The sequence below is a fragment of the Candidatus Omnitrophota bacterium genome, assembly GCA_040755155.1.
Lineage (GTDB): Bacteria > Hinthialibacterota > Hinthialibacteria > Hinthialibacterales > Hinthialibacteraceae > JBFMBP01.
This window is the reverse complement of sequence record JBFMBP010000134.1, coordinates 21,685-47,645: the sequence shown is the minus strand read 5'-3', so window position 1 is coordinate 47,645 and position 25,961 is coordinate 21,685. Positions and strand designations below refer to the sequence as shown.

At 51.5% G+C, this 25,961-nt stretch carries 23 protein-coding genes; 13 read left to right on the top strand and 10 right to left on the bottom strand.

Annotated features, from left to right (window positions below):
- Positions 1 to 22: 22 nt before the first annotated feature.
- From AB1656_19735 to AB1656_19695, 9 genes are all read left to right on the top strand, one after another.
- A complete protein-coding gene (locus AB1656_19735) occupies positions 23 to 3,151 on the top strand; it encodes a hypothetical protein (GenBank protein ID MEW6237621.1) in 3,129 nt (1,042 codons plus the stop codon).
- Positions 3,152 to 3,197: 46 nt separating this feature from the next.
- On the top strand, positions 3,198 to 5,066 hold the full coding sequence (locus tag AB1656_19730) for a cell surface protein (protein ID MEW6237620.1): 1,869 nt from the start codon (positions 3,198 to 3,200) through the stop codon (positions 5,064 to 5,066).
- Positions 5,067 to 5,352: 286 nt separating this feature from the next.
- On the top strand, positions 5,353 to 6,222 hold the full coding sequence (locus AB1656_19725) for a fumarylacetoacetate hydrolase family protein (protein ID MEW6237619.1): 870 nt from the start codon (positions 5,353 to 5,355) through the stop codon (positions 6,220 to 6,222).
- 153 nt (positions 6,223 to 6,375) lie between these two features.
- A complete protein-coding gene (locus tag AB1656_19720; GenBank protein ID MEW6237618.1) occupies positions 6,376 to 7,479 on the top strand; it encodes a glycosyltransferase in 1,104 nt (367 codons plus the stop codon).
- Entirely contained in the window at positions 7,472 to 8,281 is an 810-nt protein-coding gene (locus tag AB1656_19715) for a methyltransferase domain-containing protein (protein ID MEW6237617.1), read from the top strand. The genes AB1656_19720 and AB1656_19715 overlap by 8 nt, the downstream gene beginning before the upstream one ends.
- 12 nt (positions 8,282 to 8,293) lie before the next feature.
- Positions 8,294 to 9,169, top strand: a complete 876-nt coding sequence (locus tag AB1656_19710) for a methyltransferase domain-containing protein (protein ID MEW6237616.1) — start codon at positions 8,294 to 8,296, stop codon at positions 9,167 to 9,169.
- 15 nt (positions 9,170 to 9,184) lie between these two features.
- Complete coding sequence (locus tag AB1656_19705; protein ID MEW6237615.1) at positions 9,185 to 10,177, top strand: NAD-dependent epimerase/dehydratase family protein; 993 nt, start codon at positions 9,185 to 9,187, stop codon at positions 10,175 to 10,177.
- A gap of 16 nt (positions 10,178 to 10,193) precedes the next feature.
- Positions 10,194 to 11,315, top strand: coding sequence for a DegT/DnrJ/EryC1/StrS family aminotransferase (locus AB1656_19700; GenBank protein MEW6237614.1), 1,122 nt, complete (start codon positions 10,194 to 10,196; stop codon positions 11,313 to 11,315).
- 5 nt (positions 11,316 to 11,320) lie between these two features.
- Entirely contained in the window at positions 11,321 to 12,283 is a 963-nt protein-coding gene (locus AB1656_19695) for a hypothetical protein (GenBank protein ID MEW6237613.1), read from the top strand.
- Between the two features lie 73 nt (positions 12,284 to 12,356).
- Here AB1656_19695 and AB1656_19690 read toward each other — a convergent pair whose 3' ends face one another.
- From AB1656_19690 to AB1656_19665, 6 genes are all read right to left on the bottom strand, one after another.
- Entirely contained in the window at positions 12,357 to 13,346 is a 990-nt protein-coding gene (locus AB1656_19690) for a fatty acid desaturase (protein ID MEW6237612.1), read from the bottom strand.
- Positions 13,347 to 13,440: 94 nt separating this feature from the next.
- Positions 13,441 to 14,376 carry a site-specific DNA-methyltransferase gene (locus AB1656_19685; protein ID MEW6237611.1) on the bottom strand — a complete coding sequence of 312 codons (936 nt, stop codon included), beginning with the start codon at positions 14,374 to 14,376 and terminating at the stop codon, positions 13,441 to 13,443.
- A gap of 14 nt (positions 14,377 to 14,390) precedes the next feature.
- Complete coding sequence (locus AB1656_19680; protein MEW6237610.1) at positions 14,391 to 15,293, bottom strand: sugar phosphate isomerase/epimerase family protein; 903 nt, start codon at positions 15,291 to 15,293, stop codon at positions 14,391 to 14,393.
- 81 nt (positions 15,294 to 15,374) lie between these two features.
- The gene (hemB, locus tag AB1656_19675) at positions 15,375 to 16,352 is read right to left on the bottom strand and encodes a porphobilinogen synthase (GenBank protein ID MEW6237609.1); all 978 of its coding nucleotides are present in this window, start codon (positions 16,350 to 16,352) and stop codon (positions 15,375 to 15,377) included.
- Positions 16,353 to 16,387: 35 nt separating this feature from the next.
- Positions 16,388 to 17,272: a metallophosphoesterase gene (locus tag AB1656_19670; GenBank protein MEW6237608.1), complete on the bottom strand. Its 885-nt coding sequence runs from the start codon at positions 17,270 to 17,272 to the stop codon at positions 16,388 to 16,390.
- A 145-nt stretch (positions 17,273 to 17,417) separates the two neighbouring features.
- Positions 17,418 to 17,903 carry a hypothetical protein gene (locus AB1656_19665; GenBank protein MEW6237607.1) on the bottom strand — a complete coding sequence of 162 codons (486 nt, stop codon included), beginning with the start codon at positions 17,901 to 17,903 and terminating at the stop codon, positions 17,418 to 17,420.
- A gap of 221 nt (positions 17,904 to 18,124) precedes the next feature.
- Here AB1656_19665 and AB1656_19660 point away from each other — a divergent pair, with 221 nt between their 5' ends.
- Positions 18,125 to 19,465, top strand: a complete 1,341-nt coding sequence (locus tag AB1656_19660; GenBank protein MEW6237606.1) for a BNR repeat-containing protein — start codon at positions 18,125 to 18,127, stop codon at positions 19,463 to 19,465.
- A 12-nt stretch (positions 19,466 to 19,477) separates the two neighbouring features.
- Here the strand turns inward: AB1656_19660 and AB1656_19655 are convergent, their stop codons facing one another.
- Both AB1656_19655 and AB1656_19650 read right to left on the bottom strand, forming a co-directional pair.
- A complete protein-coding gene (locus tag AB1656_19655) occupies positions 19,478 to 19,789 on the bottom strand; it encodes a hypothetical protein (GenBank protein MEW6237605.1) in 312 nt (103 codons plus the stop codon).
- Positions 19,786 to 20,550 carry a polyphenol oxidase family protein gene (locus tag AB1656_19650; GenBank protein MEW6237604.1) on the bottom strand — a complete coding sequence of 255 codons (765 nt, stop codon included), beginning with the start codon at positions 20,548 to 20,550 and terminating at the stop codon, positions 19,786 to 19,788. Before AB1656_19650 ends, AB1656_19655 begins: the two co-directional genes overlap by 4 nt.
- 240 nt (positions 20,551 to 20,790) lie before the next feature.
- On the opposite strand from AB1656_19650, the gene AB1656_19645 reads away from it, so the two are divergent.
- The 3 genes from AB1656_19645 (at position 20,791) to tnpA (ending at position 23,090) form a co-directional block, all read left to right on the top strand.
- Entirely contained in the window at positions 20,791 to 21,942 is a 1,152-nt protein-coding gene (locus tag AB1656_19645) for a tetratricopeptide repeat protein (protein ID MEW6237603.1), read from the top strand.
- The gene (gene hpt, locus AB1656_19640) at positions 21,939 to 22,472 is read left to right on the top strand and encodes a hypoxanthine phosphoribosyltransferase (protein ID MEW6237602.1); all 534 of its coding nucleotides are present in this window, start codon (positions 21,939 to 21,941) and stop codon (positions 22,470 to 22,472) included. Before AB1656_19645 ends, hpt begins: the two co-directional genes overlap by 4 nt.
- Positions 22,473 to 22,643: 171 nt before the next feature.
- Positions 22,644 to 23,090 carry an IS200/IS605 family transposase gene (gene tnpA / locus AB1656_19635; GenBank protein ID MEW6237601.1) on the top strand — a complete coding sequence of 149 codons (447 nt, stop codon included), beginning with the start codon at positions 22,644 to 22,646 and terminating at the stop codon, positions 23,088 to 23,090.
- A 113-nt stretch (positions 23,091 to 23,203) separates the two neighbouring features.
- On the opposite strand, the gene AB1656_19630 is transcribed toward tnpA, so the two are convergent.
- Positions 23,204 to 23,674, bottom strand: coding sequence for a gamma-glutamylcyclotransferase family protein (locus tag AB1656_19630; GenBank protein ID MEW6237600.1), 471 nt, complete (start codon positions 23,672 to 23,674; stop codon positions 23,204 to 23,206).
- A gap of 131 nt (positions 23,675 to 23,805) precedes the next feature.
- Entirely contained in the window at positions 23,806 to 25,926 is a 2,121-nt protein-coding gene (locus tag AB1656_19625) for a secretin N-terminal domain-containing protein (protein MEW6237599.1), read from the bottom strand.
- Positions 25,927 to 25,961: the final 35 nt, after the last annotated feature.

Genomic DNA, 25,961 nt, shown 5'->3' with positions numbered 1-25,961 from the left:
TGCTCATTCTATGGAGCCGGTTATGAAGAATACGCTTCTATTGGGGATTCTTATTGGAGGATTGTTTGGCTTGCTGGAACCGTTAAGCGCCGCCTCCAGCGATTCGCTTCTTTTCAATTTCGAAAGCGGCGATCTGCAAGGTTGGAAAGTCGTCGATGGGAAATTTGACGATCTCGTCTGCCGCCGCGTATTTTTCCATAATCAGCCCGATGTTCCTTATAATAAGCAAGGTAAGTTTTTCCTCAGCACTTTGGAATGTTCCGATGGTCGGCCTAACGACGCCATGACCGGCGTCATCGAATCCCCCGTTTTTATCCTTACTAGCGGCGCCGTTTCGTTCCTCATCGGCGGAGGTGATAACGCCGATACTTATGCTGCGCTCTGTATGGAACAAGGCGAAGAAGTATTAACGGCTCATGGCGACAATTCCGAAACCATGCGGCGCGTCGAATGGGACGCCAATCCCTATATCGGCCAAAAACTCTTCCTGCGCGTCGTAGACAAGAATCCCGGCGGTTGGGGCCATCTCACCTTCGACGATTTCCGCGCCGAGGGCCGTATCGACGCGGAAGCTTCGCGTATGCGATTCGCTGAAGCCGAACGCATCCAGCGCGAAAAGAAGCGCCGGGAATGGATGGCGGCTCTGACGAATGGCGCGGCATCGCTGCGCCAGGCCGTCGCTGATCTTTCGGAATCGTTCGGCAAACGCTATCCCAAAGGAAGAGATTATTTGACTAGGCTCGGCGAGATCGAGAAGAAAGCCAATCAAGCCGATTTCGCTGAATGGGAAAAAATCAACGCCGATTTCGATTCATTGCGGCGCGAAGCCTTAATCGCCAATCCGCTAGTCACCGGTCAGCCCATTCTCTACGTCGTGCGACCGCAGTATCTCCCCGATCATCACAGCACGGAGACCATGTTTCAAAACGGCGAGATCAATACGGCCAGTTTTCGCGGCGGCGGCGCGTTGAAGACGATCGATTTCGGCGCGGGTGGAATAATAGAGACTATCGCCGATCTTCCCGAAGGCGTGGCCCGCGATCCGGAAATCGATTTCGACGCCAAGAAAATTCTTTTCTCCATGCGCCGTAACCAAGACGACGACTATCATATTTACGAATACGATCGGCAAAGCGGCGAACTGCGCCAACTCACGTTCGGCTCCCATCTCACTGATATCGATCCAATCTATACTCCTACTGGCCAGATCGTTTTCGTCTCTACGCGGGAGCCGAAATATTGCCAATGCAACCGCCATATCATGGGCAACCTTTTCATGATGGATGCCGACGGCTCGCTCATCCGCCAGCTAGGACGCAACACGTTGTTCGAAGGCCATCCCAGCCTCATGCCTGATGGGCGCATCCTTTATGAGCGTTGGGAATACGTGGACAAGCACTTCGGCCCCGCCTTCGGCCTTTGGACAGTCAATCCCGACGGAACCAATCACGCCGTCTATTACGGCAACAACGCCTGGACGCCGGGCGCCATCCTCGACGCCCGCATCGTTCCCGGAACCCAGCAGGCCATCGCCACATTCGGTTCCTGCCACGACCGCCCTTGGGGAGCCATCGCCATCATCGACCGCCGCTTCGGCTTGGACGGGGAAGCGCCCGTCGTACGCAGTTGGCCTGAGGATATTCATGAATATCTAATCAATCATTGCGATTACAAAGGCGGCCAGGGACGCAATCATCCCGCGGGCGGCCAGATCGACAATTTCACCCGCTTGCCGATCAAATATGAAGACCCCTATCCCCTCTCCGATAAATATTTTCTATGCTCGCGCATGATCGAAGGCGAGCGGATGGGCCTATTCCTACTCGATATTTTCGGCAATGAAATTTTGCTGCATGAGGAAGGGGCGGGATGCTACGATCCGATGCCGCTGACGCCGCGTCCGCGTCCGCCCGTTATTCCCCCGCGCCATAATTACGCCGATGAGGATGGCTATTTCTATGTCGCTAATGTTTACGCTGGAAACGGCATGGAAGCCGTTCCGCGCGGCGCCGTCAAAACGCTGCGCATCGTCGAAGCGCCGGTGAAACTCTTTTGGACGCAGCCCAATTGGAATTTGGACGCTACGCAAGCGCCCGCCATGAATTTCAACTCCACCAATAACAAACGCATTCTGGGCAGCGTTCCCGTGGAAGCGGACGGCTCGGCCTATTTCGCCGTTCCCGCTGACGTTTTCGTTTTCTTTCAATTGTTGGATGAAAAGGGAATGATGATCCAAAGTATGCGCAGTGGGACGATGGTACAACCCGGCGAGACGGCGGGCTGCATCGGCTGCCACGACAACCGCCTGACCACGGCGGAAAATCGCGGCTACCCCCTCGCTCTGCGTCGCGATCCTAGCCGCATCGAATCGTGGTATGGCCCGCCGCGCGAGTTCAATTATCTTACGGAAGTTCAACCCGTGTTCGACCGCTATTGCATTCGTTGCCACGATTACGGCAAGGAGGCGGGCGAGCGGTTGAATCTATCCGGCGGCTTGGGATTGGCCTTCAACAATTCCTATCTTGAACTGAAAACCAAATCCGCACTGCGCTGGTTTCCCGATCCTGCAGGCGCGCCGAAATTATTGGTCAAAGCTGTGGAAGACGGCCCCGCCGAAGCGCTTCCTCCCTATTCTTGGGGATCGCATCGCAGCCGCCTGGCCGATGTTCTACGCGGTGAGCATCACGGCGTCCAAGTCGACAAGGAAAGTTTCGACCGCGTTATAACCTGGATCGATCTCAACACGCCTTACTACGGCTCATACGCCAGCGTTTACCCCAACAACGCCTTTGGCCGCTCGCCTCTCGATGACGCGCATTTGGAAGAACTGCGCCGCCTCACCGGCGTCAACGTTGGCGATATCAGCTCGGAATTGAATGGATCGCAGGTCGATTTTTCTCAGCCCGAATACAGCCGCTGCCTGGCTAGATTGAGGGATAAAAATCCGGCAGACTACGAAAAAGCATTGGCAATTATCCATAAAGGCCAAGAAATGTTAGCCAAAAGGCCGCGCATGGATCAACCCGACGCCAGTCTCTTGGAAGAAAATTTGAAGAAACAAGAAAAATATTTAGTCCAAATAAAAACGGAAGCGGAAGTGCGCCGTTTGCTGTTGAACGATAAAACAATCAAATCGGAAAACAAATATTAACGAGGTTCTCTTTTACTATTTTTTCGGCAAGGAAAGAAACAAGCGCATGAAGAGAACGGTTTATTCCATCTTATTTATCAACGTCTTTTTTTTGTATTCATTGATCCATAATGCTGTCGGCGAATCTACGATTTTCCGTTCCCCCGTTGCGTTAGCCGCAAGCAATGAAAGCGGCATTCTCTATGCGGCGGAAAGCGGAGTCAACCAAATCGCGCTTATCAAATTGGATGACTATTCGCTGTGCGCCTCCATTCCTCTCCCCGCGGAACCGACAGGCTTGGCCTTATCTCCCAATGGCGAATTTCTTTATATTACTTGCGCCGCATCGGGTGGAAGCGTATGCATTCTCGATACAAAAAAACAACGCATCGTAGAGGCGATCCCCGCCGGTTATGGCGCCTGTTCTCCCGTCGTCAGTCCCGATGGCCAATGGTTGTATGTTTGCAACCAATTCAACAACGACGTATCGATTATCGATCTGCAAGAAAAAAAGGAAATATCGCGCTTCCCTGTCATCCGCGAGCCGGTCAGCGCCGTTTTGACGCGGGATGGCCAGCGCCTTTTCGTCGCCAATCATCTGCCCTTCGGACCTTCCAACGCCGATTTCATCGCCGCGAAAGTCAGCGTTATCGATGCCGCCGAACGCAAAACTATAGCCGAGATTGCGTTGCCCAACGGCAGTACCAGTTTGCGCAGCCTCTGCTTATCCCCCGACGGGCGTTATATTTTTCTGACCCACATCCTCGCCCGCTTCCAAATGCCCACAACGCAGTTGGATCGCGGTTGGATGAACACTAACGCCCTAACCATCATCGACGTAGAGAAAACATCTATCCTCAATACCGTCCTCTTGGACGACATTGATCTCGGCGCCGCCAATCCTTGGGGCGCCGCTTGTTCGGCGGACGGCGCATTTCTCTGCATCGCCCATGCCGGGACGCATGAATTGAGCGTCATCGACGCCCCCGCGCTGCTGCAAAAGTTGCAAGCCATGCCCAGCCGCCGCGAAGATGCTCCCAAAACGGAATATCCTGCCGCTTCGAAAACGGCGGCGGACGTCCCTAACGATTTATCCTTCATCGCTCCTTTCCGCCGCCGTATTGCCATCGAGGCGTTAGGTCCGCGAGAGTTGATCGCCGTAGGTTCCAAAGCCATTACGGCGAATTATTTCTCCGGCGATCTCTCGATGATCGATATCCGGCCGGACGGAAAAAAACCAACGCAGAATATTTCCCTTGGTCCTCAACCTCCGATAACCCCCGCCCGTCAAGGGGAAATCAATTTTCATGACGCCTCTCTCTGTTTTCAACATTGGCAAAGTTGTTCCAGTTGCCATCCCGGCGGACGTTCCGACGGTTTGAACTGGGATCTGCTCAACGACGGCGTCGGCAATCCCAAAAACACGAAAAGCATGCTCCTGACTTTCGAAACCCCGCCCGTTATGAGCGAGGGCGTCCGCACCGACGCCAAAGCCGCCGTACGCTCTGGCATCCGGCATATCCAATTCTCCGAGCGTCCCGAAGCGGACGCGGCGGCGATCGACGAATATCTCCAAGCGATGAAGCCTCTGCCCAGCCCTTATCTCGTGAATGGAAATCTCAATGAACCGGCGCAACGGGGAGAGAAAATTTTTTTCCGCGAGGATGTCGGCTGCGCCGTTTGCCACAACGGCCCCTATTTTACGAATTTGCAAGCGTACGCCGTAGGAACTAAGGGAGAATTCGACAAGCGCAGCGCTTTCGATACGCCCGCCTTGATCGAACTATGGCGCACGGCGCCCTATCTGCACGACGGCGCGGCGGCGAATTTGCGCGATGTTTTTACGGCCTATAATCGCAATGACCAACACGGGCGCACATCGCGCCTAACAGAACGTGAGTTTTCCGATCTCATCGAATATTTGCTTTCTTTATAAAAAAGAATCGATGGGAGTTTTGTTTTTATGGGATAAGCCTTTTTTTTCGAGTCTAGTTCGGTAAGAATCCCTTATTGGTTTTTAACTTTATAAAATGAGGCTCTTGCAAAATTAATAAAATTCGCTTTTAAATTCTCCCCCAAAACTTGGGGGGAGTTAGAGGGGGGTTGATTATGTTAAACTTAAAGCAACCCCCTCCTAACCTCCCCCAAGCTTGGGGGAGGAATTATGGAGTGTTGCAAGAGGCTCAAAAAATCGACGTTTTCATTTCAGGAGGTATTCGAATATGCGCCGCTTGCTATCGATTTCCTTAATCATTCTCTGCTTTGCTGCTTTTCGCGCTGCTAGCGAAGAGATTTTTTGCCGTTACCAATTGAAGGACAAGGTTTTCTACGGACAGGTAGATGGCAATACGATCCATCAACTTTCGCGGGCGCCTTGGGACGGCGGCAAAGCCACCGGCAAGACGGACGCATTGGATAAAGTCCGTTTGCTTCATCCCAGCGAACCGAAAAAAATCATCGGCATGTCGGGAACCTATAAAGAAGCCTGGGAAGGCGGCAAGACGCCTTTTAAAACCGTGCGTTGGTTTATGAAGCCTTCCACCACCGCCGCGTCCCCTGGCGAAGACGTAGTTCTTCCCGCCTCTCTCGACGAACTGCAAGTGGAGACGGAACTGGCCATCGTTATCGGCAAGCGCGTAAAAAACGCCTCGCTGGAAGAAGCCAAAGCGGCGATTTTCGGCTACGCCGCCGCCAACGACATCGTCGGCGATCCGACATCCTACCACCGCATCCAAGGCGAGCCGCTCGATCAACCGGAAACGCTGCTGCCTGCTTCGCTGAAGCATGGCGATCAATTCTCGCCCTACGGCCCCTTCATCCATCGCGGCGTGGATTGGAATAACCGCAAACGGACATTGATCGTTACCCACGCCGATACGGGAGAAAAGGAAATTTACGAACATAATACATCGAGCATGATCTATACGCCGGAAAAGATCGTCAGCGATCTCTCCCGCGTCTTCAGCCTCGATCCCGGCGACGTTATCTTATCGGGAACGACGAAAGCCCTGCCCGCGCGGGCGGGAGACGTGATGGAAGTCGAAGTGGAAGGCATCGGAAAACTTGTCAATCGCGTCGCGCCGGGGAAATAACTTTTTTTACATTATACATACGCAAAAATATGATCGTTGTATTGCAAGTTGGATGACAGGCGGCGTTACGCTTTATTTCCCTTTTGCAATATATATATTGCCATTTCACATAAAACAGTCATTCATTGATTGCGCGTTGGGTAAAGCCTATTCATGAAATTTCTTATCGTTGACTCTTACTATTCCATCTTTCTTGACGAGTTCTATCGACAACATCCGAATTTGCTTGATGAATGCTACGATCACCAGCATTGCGCATTAATGGATCAATGCTTCGGCTCGGCGGATTTTTATTCCCTCAATCTGCAAAAGTTGGGATTCGAAGCCAAAGATATCGCCATGAATTGCAAGCCAATGCAGTTGCAATGGGCTAAAGAAAACGGAGTGAAAACATCTTGGAATTTTGAACGCCGCAAAATAGGACCTTTTCCTATCCCTTGGCTTCGAAGGGAATGGCTTTATCCGATTCTGTTGGAACAAGTGAAATCCTACCGGCTTGATGTTATTCATTTCCAAAATCCTGAGTTGATCCGCCCCGTCTTTCTTATGGATATCCGGCCCTTTGTTCGTTTGATAACTGCGCAGATTGCTTCTCCCTATGCGAATATCGCGGATTTTTCCAACTACGATCTGATGCTCTCTTCGTTTCCCCATTACGTACAACGTTTCAAAGACGCCGGTCTGCGCAGCGCTTATTTCAGGTTAGGATTCGAACCGAAAGTCTTGCAGCGTCTGCGCCGCGTGGAGAGATACGGCGCCGTTTTTGTAGGCGGCATGTCCCGAGCGCATCAGGAACGCATCCGCTTTTTCGAATCGCTGGCGCAAAAGGTTCGCTTCGATTGGTGGGGATACGGCGCGGACGAATTGTCTCCCGATTCGCCCTTAAAGAAAATCCATCGCGGGCAGGCTTGGGCGCTGGATATGTACGAGATTCTAGCCGACGCCAAAATCGTTATCAATCATCATATCGACTCCGCCGAGAATTATGCGAATAATATGCGTCTTTACGAAGCGACGGGCGTCGGCGCGATGTTGTTGACGGACTGGAAAGAGAATATCGCCGATCATTTCGAACCGGGAAAAGAAGTGGTAGTCTATCGCGACGTTAACGAATGCGCGGAAAAGATCGAATATTATATGAAACGCGAAGAGGAACGAAAGGAAATCGCCGCAGCGGGCCAGGCGCGCACGCTGCGGGAACATACATACTATCAACGCATGGAAGAATATGTTCGGCTCGTGAAACAATATGTCTGATTATGTAAAAGCGATCCTTCGTAAAGCGTTGCCTGTTCGACTTCGCCAATTCATCCGGCGTTGGCTGCCGGTTTTCGGCGAAAATAAAAAGATTTCCGTCTCCGCTCATTACGAAATCGTCCCCGATGCGGGCGATTTGGCCTCATCGCCGGGATGGCGCAATCCCGAAGTAGCGAAAAGGCAAGAAGACGCCTTTGCGCCGCTCCTTGAGGAAATGCGTAAAGGGAATCCTCGCGACGATTTTAAGGCGCTAGCTAAAGCGATGGAAATGGTCGATGTCGATAATCCTCTCGTTATTGAGATCGGCTGCGGCAGCGGTTGGAATTACGAAGTCTTATCCACGCTTTGGCAAAAGCCTTTTCGTTATATCGGGATGGATATATCTCTCGCTATGGTCTCTACAGGCCATAAAAACTATCCTGACGCGCATTTCCTAATCGGGGATGGCATGGAATTGCCTTTCCAAAATAAAATGTGCGACGTATTGCTTTCAGGTACGGCGCTTATGCACTTGCACGATTACCGCAAGGCCATCGAAGAGAGCCATCGCGCCGCTAAATCCTGGTGCATTTTTCACGCCGTGCCCGTGATTCGTCAAAAGGAAACTTCTTTCTTGCGAAAAGACGCTTACGGTGAACCAACGATTGAAGTAATCTTTAACGAGGACGAACTAAAACATTTGTTTTGTCAATATGGATTTGTTATCCGTCATGAGTTGAAGAACATGCCTTACAATCTTGAATCCATTATGGGAAAGCCCACGGAATTGAAAACTTACGTTTGTCGAATTGTCGATCGATAAATCGGAATGGCGATGTCCGATAAAACTTTATTGAACCTAGGCTGCGGGAAGCGCTATCATCCCGATTGGATTAACATCGACCTTGCGTCGCGCGATCCGAATGTAATCGCGTATGACTTAAGCCAGGGCATCCCTTTCGGCGATGGAAGCATGGACGCCGTATATCATTCGCACATGCTCGAACACTTGCGGCGCAGCGATGCTCGCTTTTGCTTGCTAGAATGCTTTCGCGTCTTGAAACCGGGGGGCGTCATCCGCATCGCCACGCCGGATATGGAGCGAATCGCCAGGCAATATTTAGAAAAATTGGAAAAAGCCTTAGCGGGAGACGCCGCCAACGGCGACGACTACGAATGGCTAACAATCGAATTGCTGGATCAGATGACGCGTGAAATTAGCGGCGGCGAGATGGCGAATTATCTTAAGAATAATCCTATTCCCAACGAATCGTTCATTTTGGAGCGCATCGGCGAGGAAGGCCGTTCTCTTATCGAAATGATGCATTCGAAAACGCGGAATAGCCGGCAAAGAATCTTATCCGCTAACGATTCTTTCGCTCATCGTATTATCAGGTTTGTTAGAAATGCGCCGAAGCGTTTTTCCTCTCTCGCCAAACGGTTTTTGTTGAGGGCGCTTCTCGATTCCCGCCAACGCCGGGCGCTTGAAATCGGCCTTTTTCGCCTTTCCGGCGAAACGCATCATTGGTTGTACGATCGTTATTCGCTTTCTAAATTATTGCAGGAGACCGGTTTTTGCCATCCTATCCAACAAAAAGCCAATACAAGTAGAATTTTACATTGGCAGGAGTATCATCTGGATATATTGGCGGATGGGACTATTATCAAACCTGATTCCATATACATGGAAGCGATAAAACCGGCTTCCTGACAAATAGAAAAGACTATGAACAATTATTCTTCGGCATTTCATCATCGCCAAGTCTTAATCACCGGCGGCCTGGGCTTCATCGGCTCCAACCTGGCCCGCCGCTTGTTGGCGTTAGGGGCGGACATAACGCTGGTCGACAGCCTTATCCCCGAATACGGCGGCAATATATTCAACATCGACGGAATCGAGGATCGCGTGCGCGTCAATATCTCCGATGTACGCGATCGGCATGGGCTGCGCTATTTGGTGCAAGGCAAAGACTATCTTTTCAATCTTGCCGGACAAACCAGCCATTTGGATTCCATGCGCGATCCTTTCGCCGACATGGAAATCAACTGCATGGCGCAACTGGCGATTTTGGAAGCGTGCCGACATTTTAATCCCAACATCAAGATTGTCTTCGCCAGTACGCGGCAAATTTATGGCAAACCGGATTATCTGCCCGTCGACGAAAAACATCTCTTGCGTCCGGTAGATGTCAACGGCGTAAACAAAATGGCGGGCGAACAATATCACATTCTTTATAACAATGTCTACGGCGTCCGCGCCTGCGCTTTGCGCCTGACGAATACTTACGGCCCGCGCATGAGAATTAAAGATGCGCGCCAAACGTTTTTAGGCGTTTGGATCAAGCATGTTGTGGAGGGAAAGCCTTTCGAGGTTTGGGGCGGCGAGCAACTACGCGATTTCACTTACGTCGACGACGCCGTCGATGCTTTTCTTCTAGCGGCCACGAATCCAAACGCCTATGGTAAAATCATGAATCTCGGCGGGGATGGCGTCATCTGTCTCAAATCCCTAGCGGAAATGTTAATTGCAGCGGCTGGGGGAGGAGAATATCTTTTGCGCGATTTTCCGGAGGAACGCAAACGCATCGACATCGGCGACTATTATTCCAACTTTCAATACATACAATCCATGCTGCATTGGAATCCAAAAACCCCATTACAAAAAGGATTGTCGCAAACCGTTGAATTTTATCGCCAGAATTTACCGTATTACTTGTAATAACTGGAGAGTCGTCTTGATATTGCAAACCAATCCCAAAGCGGGATATCTTGCTCATAAAAATGAAATTGATGATGCGATCCATCGCACCTTAGACAGTGGATGGTATATCCTCGGTCAGGAAGTCGATAGTTTCGAAAAGGAATTTTCCTCGTTCCTAGGCGCGAATTACGCCATTGGAGCGGGCAACGGCACCGACGCGCTGGACTTAGCCCTGCGCGCTTGCGGCGTGGGTATAGGCGATTCCGTTATAACAGTTTCCCATACGGCGACGGCGACGGCTGCCGCCATCGAACGCAGCGGCGCCGCTCCCGTTTTCGTCGACATCGATTTGCAAACGTATGTTATGGATCCGGAACATCTGGAAAAGACTGTTCAATCTCTAGCAAATCGTTCTTCCTGCAAGTTCAAAGCCATCATCCCCGTTCATCTTTACGGCCATCCCGCCGATATGCCCGCGATTCTAGAAATCTCCAAGAAATACGGCCTTTTCGTAATCGAAGATTGCGCTCAATCCCACGGCGCCGTTCTCCAAGACCGCATGACGGGAACGTGGGGCGATCTGGCGGCGTTCAGTTTTTATCCCACGAAGAATCTGGGGGCATTGGGAGACGGCGGCGCAGTCGCCGTGAACGATGCGGAATTAGCGGCTAGAGTTCGAAGCCTCCGCGAGTATGGTTGGAAGCAGAAATTCGTCAGCGAAGAATCGGGGATGAATTCCCGGCTCGACGAATTGCAGGCCGCTATATTGCGCGTGAAATTAAAGCATTTACGCGCCGCCAACGAGCGCCGCAACGCCATCGCCGAATATTATAACCAACGTCTCGCCGATTCGCGCTGCCTTCTTCCTGCGATGCAGCCAAACGCCGTTCATGTTTATCATCAATACGTCATCCAAGTAGATCGTCGAGACGAGTTGAAAAACTATCTTCAGGAAAAAGGAATCGGAACCGCCATCCATTATCCATTGCCCGTCCATCTCCAACCGGCGTATCAAAAACGTTATCCTATGGCTCTGCCCCTGAATCATACGGAATCTATCGCGTCTAAAATACTAAGTTTGCCCATGTACCCCGAACTAACGGATGATGAATTGCATTATATAACGGAAACGATCCTATCCTGGTTGAGCCGATAAATCCCATGCGCCATTTATGCACGTATTTCGATAAGAATTTTTTAGTTCCCGGATTGACGCTTTACCGGTCGTTAGCCAAGACGAATACGGAATTTCAATTGTATGTTTTATGCTTCGACGAATACACGGCGGAATTTCTTCGATCGCTGCGTTTGTCGAATCTGATCGTGATCCCCCAAAAAGAATTCGAACAAAACGACGAAGCGCTATGGACGGCGAAAGGCAATCGTTCGTTGATCGAATATTATTTCACCTGCTCTCCTTCCCTGCCATTATACATTCTTAAGAAATGGCCTTCCATCGAGTCTATTGCTTACGTTGACGCCGATCTATTCTTTTTCAATTCTCCGGAACCGATTTTTCAGGAATTCGCCGATCGTTCGATATTGATCTGCGAACATCGGTTTCCCGATTCGCTGAAATCGTTGGAAGAATGGGGAAAATACAATGTCGGCCTTATAATTTTCCGCAATGATGCAAATGCTCGAGATTGTTTGCAATGGTGGAGAGACCGCTGCAACGAATGGTGCTACGACCGATTGGAGGATGGAAAATTCGCCGACCAAAAATATCTGGACGATTGGCCCCAGCGATTCAACGGCGCCGCCGTATTGCAGCACAAAGGAGCGGGGCTGGCGCCATGGAATCTTGGCAACTATACATTGGATTTAAACCATCAGCCAATAACCGTCGACGAAGCGCCATTGATTTTTTATCATTATCACGGATTGAAAGTACTAAACCGCTGGATGTGCGATCCCAAACTGCATCCCTTCGGCTTGACCATCGATTCCGCCGCCCGTTGGCTCTATCGCCGGTATATGCGGGAAATGCGCGAAACCTGCCGATGGGCCGCCTTGCCAAGCCAATGTATGTATGTAAGAAAAAAAAATATTCGCTTTCATTCGCTAAGGATTCTGGAAATTTTCAAAATGATATTTACTGGACGAATTCTATTTGTGCGATAATCTTTATGGAAATTAGCAGTTAAAACTAACAAGAAAACAAATAGATGAGTCCTGCAATTCGCCTCTGAAAACCTTATCCGCGCTCCTCCCCGGCGTCAGCCGGGGAGACTCTCCAATCCGTATGTGGATAACGATTTTCGACGAACCAACCGTAGAGCGCTTGGCCGTAGGTTTGATACGTCATTCCTTGTCTTTCGTAAAATGAATGCAAATGCGCTTGCAGTTTCGGAAGGTTGTAAAAAGGGACGCCGGGAAAATAGTGATGCTCCAAATGATAGTTCGAATTGAGATAGACGAAATCCCAAAACCAATGGCCCTTCATTAACGTAGACCAGGCGGCGGGATTGTTGGGATTGATGTTGTAATGCTGCCCAATGCGGTTAATAGTAAATGCAATAGGAAAAACGAAAAAATAGGGAATCGCGTATAATTTTAGGAAAAGTCCCGCTCCCCCATAAGCAATCAATCCGATCATCGCGGAAAGATGAAGTAAAATCGTTGCGGCGCGTTCGAATTTTATTTTCCTCTGTAAATAGGCTGGATATTTTTTCGCTTCGCGCGCGGCGGCGCGGAAATAGATGGGGAAAAGCGCAGGCGTCATATAGAGAAACTTGTACCAGCGTTTGACGATTTTGGGCGTCAAATGCGCTCGTTTGGGATCATCCGTCCATGAACCTAGTTCGGCGTGATGATCGAGATGCCATCGCGTGAATTGCGTCCGCGAGATGCCGCTAGGCAGCGCATAAAGCCAGCCTAACAACGCATGGTAGCGAGGACGATTCTTGGCGAACACGGCTCGATGTACTACTTCATGAAGCAACACCGTAAAATCAAATGCAATAAATCCTAAAACGATCGAGCAGGGAAGCCATAACAAAAATGAATCGAACCGCAGAATAATCCCTATCGCGGCGGCGGCGATCGCCAGCTGCCGCAATAATACGGCGAAATGCTTCCACGCGGCGGGCCGATGCCATTGCCGCAGAATATCCGCGGGAATGGCGTTACGCAGATCCCGCCGTAAATGACCGATATGATTGTAATAATATCCTTTTGAACTCACATTTCCTCATAATGCCTGCAAGTTTTTTTAAAGAATCAGTGTACTTTCTATCGGAGAACAGGCAAATGCAGTTCGGAATTCTTCCTGCGGAATTTTAAAGGCACTCGTCCAAAAACGGTTGAACGATGCGGCTGTTGCGGGGCTTTTTGACTTTGGCGCCTTCCAGGAGGATGTTATAGAAATCCACGGCTTCGACGCGCACTCGCGCTTGAGCGGCGTTGCAATACTCTTGGTTGAGGTCGATGCCGATGTAATTGCGTCCTGTAGCGTTGGCGGCGAGGCATGTAGCGCCGGTTCCATTGAACATATCGAGCACAATATCGCCCGCAAAATCAGCTTCCGGCGCGCGGCGAAAGGTATACATCAGAATCAACCGCTGGGGCAAAACTACGGGAAAAGGACAAGGATGGCCGCCGGAGCGCTTCACGTCCGCCGGGTAGATGGGCCAGACCTGCATGGTAAGATTGCGCCATTCCTCCTGGATTAGTTTGCTTGGCTCCTTCGCTTCTTTGGGGATGGAAGGTGGGACGCCGTCCTTGACCATGACGTTGATAAATTCGATGGTGTTGTCTTCGTAGATGTTGGGAGGATAAGGATAACTTCCGAACATCTTTTCCGTTGTCTGCTTTTGCCAGATGAACAGGCTGAAGCGCTTCAATTCCGGGATGGCGCCGAGGATGGAATGCTCGATATCGCTGCTAATGTTTTTCAGGTGGCGGGTATGTTGCTCGTTGATGACTTTTTTGGGAATGGGCATGATAGGCGCAACGATGGCCAGCTTGCCGTTGGGAATGAGTACGCGGCAGGCTTCGCGCCACACGGGCAGCAAGTCGTTTATATATTGCTCATACTCGCTATGTCCGATTTGACCATCGACGCTGTAGTCGATGACGTTCCAATAAGGCGGACTGGTAACGGCCAGCGCCGCGCACTCGTCCGGCAATTGCCGAAGAGCGCGCAGCGCGTCGTTTTGCACAATCCGATTGATCCACTCGGAAGGCCAATGGGTAGGATCGGGAATTCGATGCATGAAATTCTAATTTCTCAGGATTCTTCCCACTGCTGGCGCAGAAATGCGACGGCTTTGGGAATCTCTTCGTCGGGCTTGCCTTCGATGCCGCATTCCAGGCTGCAAAAATCCTGATAGCCGATCTCTTTCAACGCTCGAAAGCCGGGACGGAAGTCGTCGCCTTGATCGTAGCCGGGCTGCTTGCGGTGAGGACGGCTGGCCAAGTGGACGTGATGCACATAGTTCCTGCAAGAAATAAAAGCGGCGTAATCGCACGGCTCCTCGACGCCCATATGATAAAAGTCGCCCATCATGCAAAGGCCGGGATTATTGGCTTCCTTGCAGATGGCGGCGGCGTCCGAAAGTTGCCGCAGATACCAGCTCTCGCCGCGATTCAACGGTTCAAGGAGAATACGCGTTCCCGCCGCTTTGGCGGCGTCGCCCAGTTCGCTCGCGATATCCATAAAGACGTAGCGCGCCCCAACAACGCCGAGAGACGTCTGGCTGTTGAACGCGGGTACGATGATTAATCCCGTGGAGCCCAATTCGCCGGCGGCGGGAAGAATCTTCTTGATGCTCTCCACCGCCCGCCTGCGTTCGCTGGGTTCGTGAGCGGCGGGCGCGCCGTCGAATCCAGCGCAGATGGCGCTGACGCGGATGGAGCGGCCTTTCAACGCCGATTCGATTTGCTCCACTCTTTCCCAAAGTTTGCCGCCCCAAAACTCGACGCCAACGAAGCCCCATTTTTCCATCTTATCGAGTTTTTCTTCCAGCGTTTTCCCCGGAATGACGCCGTCTTGCGAAGATAAATTCAAAACGCCTTTTCCGTTCTTATCGACGCCTTTAACTTCGATGGCGGAAGCTTTGGACGCTCCCGTCATCATCGCCGCGCCTGCGGCGGCTCCACTTGCAATAAAATTTCTTCGGCTGATGGACATCTTTTGCGTCTCCTTATCAAAAAAAAATAGATATTCAAAGCTGTGTAGGATAGGCTCAAAGCGAAGCGCGGCCCACCATTATTACTCTTTCAGCCATTGCGCTACATTGGGAGCGTGATAGGTCAGAATCATGTCGGCGCCGGCGCGCTTGAAGGCCATCATGGCTTCCATCACGACGCGCCGCTCATCGATCCAGCCTTTTTGCGCGGCGGCTTTGACCATAGCGAACTCGCCGCTGACATTATATACGGCGATGGGCAAATCGAAACGATCGCGCATATCGCGGACAATGTCGAGATAGGGCAATCCCGGTTTGACCATGATGATGTCCGCTCCCGCCTGAACGTCCAATTCCGCTTGGCGGAACGCTTCGCGGCGGTTGGGCGGGTCCATCTGGTGCGAACGGCGATCGCCGAATTTCGGCGCTGATTCCACCGCGTCGCGAAAGGGGCCGTAGAATCCCGACGCATATTTAACGGCATAGGATAGAATCGGCGTATAGGCGAATCCCGCCCCGTCCAGCGCGGAGCGGATAGCGCCCACGCGCCCGTCCATCATATCCGACGGCGCAATAACGTCGGCGCCCGCCCGCGCATGGGCCAGGGCTTCTTTGCATAGGATTTCCACGGTTTCGTCGTTGAGAATCGTCTCGCCGTCCAGTACGCCGCAATGGCCATGGGATGTGTATTCGCAGAGACAAACGTCCGTCATGACGATCAGGGAAGAACAGGCTTTCTTGATTGCTTCCACCGCGCGCGGAATCACCCCGCTGGCGCTATGCGCCTGCGTCCCCATCTCGTCCTTCTCTTCCGGAATGCCGAAAAGGATAACGGCGGGAACGCCCAACTGTTCGATGCGCATGCATTCTTGGGTCAATCGGTCTATGCCCCATTGGTAGTTATCCGGCATGGAGGAGATAGGAATCTTCGCTCCCAGCTGATAGGTGACGAACATGGGATAGATCAGGTCGTCAGCGCGTACGTGGTTTTCCCGCACCATGTCGCGCAGACGCGCATTCATACGCAGCCGCCGGGGCCGTTTCGTCATGGCATAATTCATCGAACTTGCTCCTTACGCTTCCTCGATTTCGCTGCTCAGACTCGCCACGCCAACGACGTAGTCTTCCCGTCCGATTCTCTATTTCCACCGAAAGCGCGCAGGGTAAAATCGCCGCCGTCCGCCTTCACGACGGCTTCCACCCACCCCACAGGCTCCGCGTCGGCAAAATTATAACCCGTTGCCGGAAGATTGACGAGATGAATCCCATCCATTACGTCATATCGGTAGACGTGCGAATGGCCGAAGAAAATCGCTTTTACTTTTTTGAAAAGCTGCACGATGCGGAAAAGTTGAATAACGTCCAGCAATTCCCCATCCCCTTCTCCCAGAGTGTGATGGAAGAACAAAAGCGTCGGCGTTTCGTCGCTGGCCTGCAAATAATCTTTCAGCCACTCCCGTTGCGCCTGGCCCAAATGGCCGGCGACGCGGTTGGTATATTGATTAGAATCCATAATCAAGAAACGAACCGGCGGCGCATCGACGACGAGAACGTGTTTTCCTTTTACGGATTGCTTCTCCCCGTGGAAACGATCGAACGCTTTATTGAAATTTTCGCGGTCATCGTGGTTTCCCAGCGCCAGGCAGATCGGCATCTGCTCCGCCGCCGGTTGCAGCAATTCTTTCAGATTGGCGTAATCTCCAGGAAATCCCTCCAGCCGCGCCAAGTCGCCAGTGATGACGGCGCCGTCCGGCTTGGCGGCGATCAACTGGGAGACGGCGGTTTTGAATTGATCGTAAGGGCGGAATCCGCGATATTCATTGGCGGGGTCTTGCGGAACATGAGTATCCGAAACGAAAGCCCAGCGGACGCTTTCCGCTCCCGAGGCGGAACGAACGCCAAAAGCGGCCGTTCCGAGAGCCGTCATCGAAACGCGCAGAAAATCGCGGCGGTGGATTGGGGCGTGAAACATATTAGGCATGATATTTCTCCTTGAATTTTTTAATTTGGCAAAACGTCAATGGTAAAGGCTCCATAGGCGAATCGTAGGTTTTTATTATTAGGCAAAAAACATAATCCTGTTCCGTTTTTGTTTAGCCATGACGGCGCTAACCGGAAAAAACCGCCTAATCCCTGCAGTTCTGGCTATGGACGAAAATATCGTTGGGAAAGCCCCGCAGCGCCCGGAATAATAAAACATATCGCAAGGGATGGCCGGAATAGTCCAGCTGATCCTTGGCGATATGGAAGATTAATCCGATGGCTATACTCCAGCCGATCGCGGCGCCCCAAATCTCGCCGCTCATCCAACCGAATACAACGGCTTCGTCATAACCGTGAAAAAGGACATAAGCATGACTCGCCGAGGGGAAATGATCCCCGCGCAAGGCTGCTCTCCATTTCCACTCCTTGAATGGAACTTCCAAGACATAATCCAACAGATGATCGGCGTCGATGAATATAGCCGCCGCCAACATGGCCAATATGGGAAATGCGCCAACACCGAATCCAAAAGCCAATATGGCGGCGAGAGGCAAGAGGGGCAGAAGATGAAAGATATAATGTTGGACAATCCCTTGCGGTTCATCGAAGGCGAGCCGCTGATTGTTCAAGTCGAAGAACCTCCGTCTTAAGTTTAGGATTTTGTTTTACGAGATGAGTTTAGCTTTCGTGAAAATTAATTGGCGTTCGTAATTGTAGGGGGAATCGCCGGACGAGTCAAAGCGAATATTTCGAAAGAGTATTCGCAGTGTTATTCAATGAAAAAAGAGGGGTTCCCTTATCGCCGAATTTACGGCATTCTTTATGAATTACGATCCAGGAGAAGATAAACATGAATTATCGCATCTATCGATTATTATATTTCATCGCCGCTTTTGGACTGCTCTTGCATGGGCGAGCGGCGGGTTGGAGCGAAGAGATTCGCCGCATTCCCGTCGCCGAAGGATTGGCCTCGCATCCGGTCAACGGCGGCCATTGCCTTATCTCCGACGGGGTGTATCAATACCTCGCCTTTTACGACGGCGATCATCAAATGACCATAGCGAAGCGGAAACTGGGCGAAAACCAGTGGGAATTCGCCAAACTGCCCGAGCGCGTGGGATGGGATACCCACAATACGATCCTGATGTTTCTCGACCGGGAGGGTCAAATCCACCTCACGGGCAATATGCACGCCGCTTCTCTTAAGTATTACCGCACGAAAATACCCGGCGACATCCAAACCTTCCAGGCCATTCATACTTGGACGGGAAAATACGAAGATCGCGTAACCTATCCCACACTGTTGAAACGCCATGACGGCTCCATCCATCTCATGTACCGTCACGGCGGCAGCGGCGCGGGAATGCGCCTTTTGATTCATTATTCCGAAAAGGATCATCAATGGACGGGAACCGGCGAAGGCTTTATCAGCGGCCTGCTGACTAAGCCGGACTGCAACGCTTATCCCTTCGGGGGCATCGTCGAAGACGCTTCGGGAACGCTGCACATCGCCTGGTGCTGGCGGGAAACGCCGGATGTAACGACAAACTTCAACGTCAATTACGCCCAAAGCCTAGACGGCGGATATACCTGGCGAAAGTGGAACGGCGAGAAATTGGCGCTGCCTATTCAGCCGGAAAACGCGGAAGTTGTCGATCTTATTGCGCAAAAACAAGGCTTGATGAATGGGGGTTCATTGGCCATTGATGAAAATGGAATTCCTTATATCGGCTATACCCGCTTCGATGAAAATGGATTCAATCAAATGTACGCCGCCACGCCGCAAGGCGGAGTCTGGAAAGCCGTCCAATTGACGGATTGGAAAAAACAATTTTGGTTTGAAGGCAGAGGCACAATCCCCCAATATCCCCCCATTCCCCGCATCTCTCTGTCCCCGGATGGAACGATGAACATTCGCTATGCGAACTCTACTGCGGAACCCAATGAAGGCTGCATGATTCTCACTCGCGAGAAGTTATTATCTCTGAAGCCCGGCGAATGCCCAATCCAACCGATAGCCGATTCGTCGCCCATCGTTCCCAATATCCGCGCCGTCAACGATGGACCGCTGCCGCCAGGCCAGACGCATTATATGCAGCAGGAAACGGATATTCCCAACCGCGACCGCAAGCCGGACAATCCCCGGCAACCGACGATGATTTATTTGGCGGAAGTGGATAAAACGAAATAAGCGGACGCGGCGTCAGCGCCGGATCACGCCAATGGGCTTGCGCCATTTGATGGCGGACTCGCCGCGCATTTTCTTGGAGAGATAAGAATGGCGGCCCCGAATGAATTTCATCAATTTTTTCTTTTTTACATACCAATCGAGAATCGCGACCGAGTAATCGTCCAGAATGCGGCACACCGGCTTGGGAATGAAAATGTAATGGTCGGCATTTTCCAAATCCGGCCCTTCGTCGTCGAGATAGAAGCAGATATGAAAATACTTCGCCACCTCCTCTTGGAGGATTCCGTTGAGTATTACTTCCTGTTTAGGCGTTTTGGAATTCATAAACGGCCTCTTTGAATCACCGCCAGATTATGTCCTATGCCGGGCCCATCCCGGCGGTACGAGAAAAACCGGTGATCGCACATTGTGCATTGCAGCGCCGTCTCGATATTTTCTTCTTTTACGCCCGCCATAACAAGTTGACGGCGGTTGATCTCTTTCAAATCGATGGCTCGCCGCTGGAGATGAAATCCGGCGTTCACGCTTCCCCACGCTTCTTCAAAAATCCGCCATACGTCTTCGCCCACCTCGAAGCATTCGCCGCAAATTCCCGGTCCGATCCAGACAAAAAGCTCCCCCGGCGCAACACCATAATCTCGCGCCAACCGTTCGACCGTTTTCCGGGCGATCGCCTCCACGGTTCCGCGCCACCCGGCGTGCGTTAATCCAACGACCTGGCCGGAACCATGCGCGAAGAAAATGGGCAGACAATCCGCCGTCAGGATAGCCAAAGGAATTTCGGGCGTTTGGGCGATCATGGCGTCCCCCCGTCCCGCCTGGCCTTCTCCATTCATGGCCCCCGCTCCGAGTTGGGCAGGACCGATGTTCCAAATCGTCGAACCATGCTCCTGGTAGACGTGCGTCAAATGCTCATGCCGAATGCCCAAGAGACCGCATGCGCGTTCGCGGGCGTTCAATACGTATTCTTTCGATCCGTTTCTGAAACTGAAATTATCCTGGGCTCCGCCGTTCAGACCTGGATAGAAAAAACCATGCTTTAAACGAGGGATTGTATCGAGAAGAATCGATCGTATAAGTTCCATTTTTAATTTATCGATAACAAATTGCGCTTCGACGGCGGCGCTTCGGCGCCTTTCCGGCTATTCCCGCCATAAACTTGCGATTAGAATCGACATAAAACTTCCGTATAGGACAAAACGTTGATTTAATAATGCCGGGAGCGGTTTTTGTTATCATTCTATAATCCAATTCGCTGCTATATCATTAAGAGTTTAGCCGCTCGCTGGCGATTATTCAAACGAGACGAAAGAACCGAATCCAATATGAATTCCATTTCAGTATTTCTCGGCGGGAATAAATCCTATAGCCTTTCCCTCTTTTTTTTATTTTTCTTATCGTTTTCCTGTTCCGCGCCCACGCAAGAAGCGCGAACTCTCGACGTGGAAAAATTGCTCGCCGACAAAACGATCGACGAAGTCAAATCCATCTTAAGAAAAACCTTGGCGGAATATCCCAAAGACGTCAATCTGCTCTATAATCTCGCTTCCATCGAACGTATGGAAGGAGACGCCAATAGCGCCAAGAACACGGCGCTGAAAGCGTTGACGGGAGCGCCTTCGGACGATTCCATCCTGCTATTGCTGGCGGAAATTTCTCTGGACAGGGGAGACGTGGAAGAAAGTTTATCCTACTTCAATCGCCTCGGCGAAACGGGGCTTCGCCAGGCTCGCGCTCAATGGGTTTACGGCGTCATCCGCTCCCGCTTTGGCGACTGGAACCAGGCGGAAGGATGCTTCCGGACCGCGATATCGTTAGGCGAAAAAACCGGTTCCGCCAAAGCAGCGCTGGCGTTGAGCCTGTTGAAGCAAGGGAAAATCGACGAGGCGAAAATCCTTTTGCAGGAGTTGGAAAACGAAAAGCCTCAATCGCCCCAAACCCTTCAGCAAATCGCCGAAAGCTATCTTGCTCTCGGCGACGCCTTAAAAGCCAAGGAATTGGCCGATGAATTGACTCGGCAGCGATCTCAGGACGCCAACGCCTGGTCTTTGGCGGGGAGAGCGGAAATGATCCTGCTCCGGTTCGGCGAATCGGAAAGTTCCTTCACCCGCGCCAACGCCTGCCCCAACGCTGCGCCTTGGAATAAGGTGGAATATGCGGAAATGCTCTTCGCCGCCCATCGCGAAAATGAAGCCCTCAACCAGGCGATGGAAGCGGAAGAAGAACTATCCACTCAAAATATCGCCATTCGCAATCCTGCGCTCTATAACCTCCTCGCCACGCTTTACGCCCGCCGGGGCCAGGTTCTTTTAGCGCAGAAATACTTAAAGCAATCGCTGTTGATCGACAACAAGCAGATCAAGGTTCGCCAGTTGATTCAACAAATCTCCACGGCGAAAGCGGAAGTCCCCAGCGCCGCTCCCATCCCCATAAATTCTCCCGCCGCTGCGCCTCTTCCTTCGTCGGCAACGCCATGACGCCGCCCATCAAGGAAATACTTATTTCCCGCGCCGAATTGCAACAACGCGTCGCCGCTCTGGCGGAGGAGATCGACCGCGCATATGCAGGCGAAGAACTTGTCCTGATCTCCGTATTGAAAGGCTCCATCGTCTTTCTCTCCGATTTGATGAAAGAACTTCACCTGGACGTGGAGATCGGTTTTCTTTACTTGTCCAGTTACCGGGGCAAGACGTCGCCTCAAGGCGGCGTTCAGGAATATCTGCTGCCTTTTCCGGAAATCGCAGGACGCCACGCGCTGTTGGTTGAAGACATCCTCGACACCGGCGCCAGCCTCGCCTACGCCTGGGACCGCTGCCTGGCGAAGCATCCGCGTTCGCTGAAAACCTGCGTGCTTCTCGTTAAGGAAGGCGCGGAAAAAGAAGGCGTTCCCAAAGCCGATTTCCGCGGCTTCGACATCCCTAATGTCTTTGTCGTAGGATACGGTTTGGATTATAAGGAAAAATACCGCCAACTTCCCTGCATCGCCGTTCCCGATATGGGCAAGTGAGGATGTTTTTCCATCCCAGCCTTGAAAGGCTGGGCTATTATCAAATGCCCCTTTAAAGGGGCAAACGATAGTAGCCCGCCGTTTTTAACGGCGGGTTGAGTCTGGATCGAACGAATATGGCTGTATTTATAGCGGTGAAATTTAGCGATAGAGAAATGACAATATTCGATTATGTCCCATAGTTTCGTAAGCCAACATATCCATTGCGTTTTCAGCACCAAAAACCGGGAACCTTGGATTACGCCGAATATTCGCGATAATCTATATCAATTTATTGGAGGCATCGCGAATAAGTATAAATTCAAGATTATTGCGGTAGGCGGAATCGATAATCACATTCATATTCTCCTATCCCTGTCTTCCGATATATCGTTATCCAAAGCGGCGCAACTGATTAAAGGAGGATCAACTTATTGGATTCACAAGACTTATCCGGAAAAAAGTTATTTTACATGGCAGGACGGTTATGGGGCATTCAGCATTGGGATTTCACAAATTAAGAAAACTAAGGAATATATTGCCAATCAAGAATATCATCATCGAACGCAGACTTTTCAAGAGGAATTTATTCAATTTCTTAAAAAACATGGAATACAATATAATGAGAACAATGGATGAGAATAAACACCCAGCCTTGAAAGGCTATTCTAAATGCCCCTTTAAAGGGGCAAACGTCACTAGCCCGCCGTTTTAACAGCGGATTGACTGTGGTTGGGATTAAAGTGTTCCGCTCAACGGACGGTGGGGTGGCTTTCCAGCCAGACGCGAAAATCGCGGGAAACCTTATTCCGCCGAACCGCCGAGATCACGCGCTTCAAATAGTCTCCGCTGGGCAATAGTCCCTGAGCGGTAACATCGGGCCAGGCGGCGTAGGTCAACGCCAAAACGGTTTCGCCGCCGCAATTCACCCGCACTTGCTTGCGGTAATATTTCAAAGAAGAGACTCCTGCTTCTTCATCCAACTTCGCCAATTCCTCTTCGTTGATTCGATACAGCGCCCCTTCCACTCGGCAGCCTGCGTCAGGCACGATATTGGCCAATCCACAGCGTTCGAAACGGAATAATTCGTCGAACAAAACATTGAAGGCAAGACGGTAGCCATCCAATACGCAAGGCGTATAGGAACGGACGCGAATCGACAATTTGGCCAATTCGCGGGGATCCATATGGATGCCGTAAGCGAAATAAAAATACTCCTCCATCCTCCTTCCTCCCATCCACCGGTCTCTCCCGATTTTTGCGGATTCCGCCCTATGCGCTCGTCGAATCGCGTCGCCGGTGATGGCCGGTGCTATTCTTTTAAATCTATTGGACGGAGATTCCTAAAGGCGGATTATCGATTGGACGATTTATCGGAATACGTCCGGATAATCCCATTTTCCATTTGTTCTTTTGCAGGGGGCGCTTTTTCTTTCGTTGTTTTAGTCTTGCTGCCGACTCGCTTCCCATTCTGCGTTTTCGATTGGCTCGCCGTGGAGACGCTTTTTTCACCGCCTTTTTGCAAGGCTTCCTGGACGGCTTCCTGTTCGTTCTTGTCTTCATTGCTCCAATCCAGGAACTTCTCATCCACCGTAGTCTCGATGAACTTAGTCGCGCCCCGCTGCTGGAGATCTTGAATATGCTGCAAGTTATCCACCATGGCGAAGTCGTAAGGATCGTCGATATTCACGATCGTAGGCGTGATGAAAATCAATAATTTTTGCTTTGTGCTGGACGAACTTTTGTTTTTAAAGAGATTGCCGACGATGGGTATGCTGCTGATAATCGGTATGCCGGAATGGCTATCGCTTTTACTGCGATTGATGATTCCGCCGAGCACCACCGTACGTCCGCTTTTTACGGTAACGTTCGTCGTGATGAACGATCCGTCAACAGCCAACCCGTCGCCTAGGTTGGATAGTTGCACCCGGCGGCTGCGCGTGTCTTCCATATCGATATACATCTCTACGTAACCCGATTCCGAAGCGTAGACCTCCAAATTCATGGTGGTTCCTACTTCGCGGAACTGCTGTGTAAAATAATCGCCGCCATAACCGCTGCTGTATCCGCCATACCCTCCGCCATACCCCTGCTGACGAACGGAAAAAGGCTCCTGCGAGCCAAGCACGAACGATCCCATCCCAGCATCCTGAATCAAGAGGCGGGGGCTGGCAATCACTTCCGCTAACTTTTTTTCCACCATCGCATCGATCTGGAAACGGTAACTGCCTTGCTGAACGTCCATGAGGGTCAAGCCGGTTCCGGATGTGGTAAGAAACGGATTGAAGGAAAAGAATGCCGTTGCGCCCGATGTGGACGGCGAGGAGGGATTCGCCCCTGCGCCGATATCCTTGCCGAACGCCGCAGACGTTCCCAGCGTAAACGAGCGATCTTGGTTGATTTGTACGATATCCGACTCGATATAGATCATTTGCGGCGCAATGTCGATTTCTTTAATCAGACGGATGGCTTGATCGACGATGGAAGGGATGTCCTGAATGATCAATCGCGAAGTGCGCGGATCGAAATCCACGTAGCCGTTTTCCGTCAACAGGCCTTCCACCAGCGGCATGACGTCTTCAGGCAGCGCGAAAGAAAGGGGAATGACGCGGATGGTCAATTCCGAATCCAATTGCTCGATGATGGCCTGCGCCCGGTCCAGGCGTTCGGGCGTATCCGTAATGATGATCTGGTTGTTGCGGTAATCCACGAACAATTCGCCCTCGACGGTGTTGATGACGCCAACCAACTGATCGGCGATTTCCTGGGCGTTGGCGTACTTGATAGTAAAGACGCGCGTCTCCGTCTCTACGTCCAGGCGATCGATGAGTTGCTGCATATCTTCCAACACTTGGGGAATGTCTTCTACGATGATTTGCTGCGAATCGGGATCGACGATGATGCTGCCGTCCGGGCTGCGCAGGCTTTCCAAGGCGGCTTGAATCTCGGCGACGTCTTTATACCGCGTGGAAAAGGTTTTTTTCACCAGTTCCACTTGCGGCGCTTTCAACGCCCGGATCACATCCTCTTTCCCTACGCGCACCGCTCCGTTTTCCAAAACGACGTAGTCAAGCCCATTGGCGGGCAGCACGGTTTCCAAAAATTCGCGCACTGTCGGGTTTTCCAGGCTTATGGTTACTTTGTTTTGGATGCCCTGATCCAGCACGATTTGCAGATTCGCCTGGGCGCCGACGAATTGCAATAGGTCGCTTAGATTGTTGTTTCGCGCCAATACTTGTCCAATTCTAACATCCAGACTCGCTTCGCCTCCGGCGCCCGCGCCCGCTGGCGCCGCTCCCGGTCCGCCTGGAGCGCCTCCCGGTCCGCCCGGAACCGCTCCTTGGGGGGCTGGAGCGTTGATGTTGACAGGCGCCGGGCCTGGGGGTTGAATCTGTCCAAAGGCGGCTGCGCCTGCGAAAACCGCCGCTGCGAGGATGAACAAGGCTCTCTGAATCGTTGGATATTGGATGCGCAAGACTTTTCCCCTTCTCTTTTCTAAAACGTTATCTT

Excerpts from the sequence above, each read along its gene's own strand:
- AB1656_19735 (MEW6237621.1), top strand. The coding sequence starts at position 23 with ATGAAGAATACGCTTCTATTGGGGATTCTTATTGGAGGATTGTTTGGC.
- AB1656_19730 (MEW6237620.1), top strand. The coding sequence starts at position 3,198 with ATGAAGAGAACGGTTTATTCCATCTTATTTATCAACGTCTTTTTTTTG.
- AB1656_19725 (MEW6237619.1), top strand. The coding sequence starts at position 5,353 with ATGCGCCGCTTGCTATCGATTTCCTTAATCATTCTCTGCTTTGCTGCT.
- AB1656_19720 (MEW6237618.1), top strand. The coding sequence starts at position 6,376 with ATGAAATTTCTTATCGTTGACTCTTACTATTCCATCTTTCTTGACGAG.
- AB1656_19715 (MEW6237617.1), top strand. The coding sequence starts at position 7,472 with ATGTCTGATTATGTAAAAGCGATCCTTCGTAAAGCGTTGCCTGTTCGA.
- AB1656_19710 (MEW6237616.1), top strand. The coding sequence starts at position 8,294 with ATGTCCGATAAAACTTTATTGAACCTAGGCTGCGGGAAGCGCTATCAT.
- AB1656_19705 (MEW6237615.1), top strand. The coding sequence starts at position 9,185 with ATGAACAATTATTCTTCGGCATTTCATCATCGCCAAGTCTTAATCACC.
- AB1656_19695 (MEW6237613.1), top strand. The coding sequence starts at position 11,321 with ATGCGCCATTTATGCACGTATTTCGATAAGAATTTTTTAGTTCCCGGA.
- AB1656_19685 (MEW6237611.1), bottom strand. The coding sequence starts at position 14,376 with ATGCATCGAATTCCCGATCCTACCCATTGGCCTTCCGAGTGGATCAAT.
- AB1656_19680 (MEW6237610.1), bottom strand. The coding sequence starts at position 15,293 with ATGTCCATCAGCCGAAGAAATTTTATTGCAAGTGGAGCCGCCGCAGGC.
- hemB (MEW6237609.1), bottom strand. The coding sequence starts at position 16,352 with ATGAATTATGCCATGACGAAACGGCCCCGGCGGCTGCGTATGAATGCG.
- AB1656_19670 (MEW6237608.1), bottom strand. The coding sequence starts at position 17,272 with ATGCCTAATATGTTTCACGCCCCAATCCACCGCCGCGATTTTCTGCGC.
- AB1656_19660 (MEW6237606.1), top strand. The coding sequence starts at position 18,125 with ATGAATTATCGCATCTATCGATTATTATATTTCATCGCCGCTTTTGGA.
- AB1656_19655 (MEW6237605.1), bottom strand. The coding sequence starts at position 19,789 with ATGAATTCCAAAACGCCTAAACAGGAAGTAATACTCAACGGAATCCTC.
- AB1656_19650 (MEW6237604.1), bottom strand. The coding sequence starts at position 20,550 with ATGGAACTTATACGATCGATTCTTCTCGATACAATCCCTCGTTTAAAG.
- AB1656_19645 (MEW6237603.1), top strand. The coding sequence starts at position 20,791 with ATGAATTCCATTTCAGTATTTCTCGGCGGGAATAAATCCTATAGCCTT.
- hpt (MEW6237602.1), top strand. The coding sequence starts at position 21,939 with ATGACGCCGCCCATCAAGGAAATACTTATTTCCCGCGCCGAATTGCAA.
- tnpA (MEW6237601.1), top strand. The coding sequence starts at position 22,644 with ATGTCCCATAGTTTCGTAAGCCAACATATCCATTGCGTTTTCAGCACC.
- AB1656_19630 (MEW6237600.1), bottom strand. The coding sequence starts at position 23,674 with ATGGAGGAGTATTTTTATTTCGCTTACGGCATCCATATGGATCCCCGC.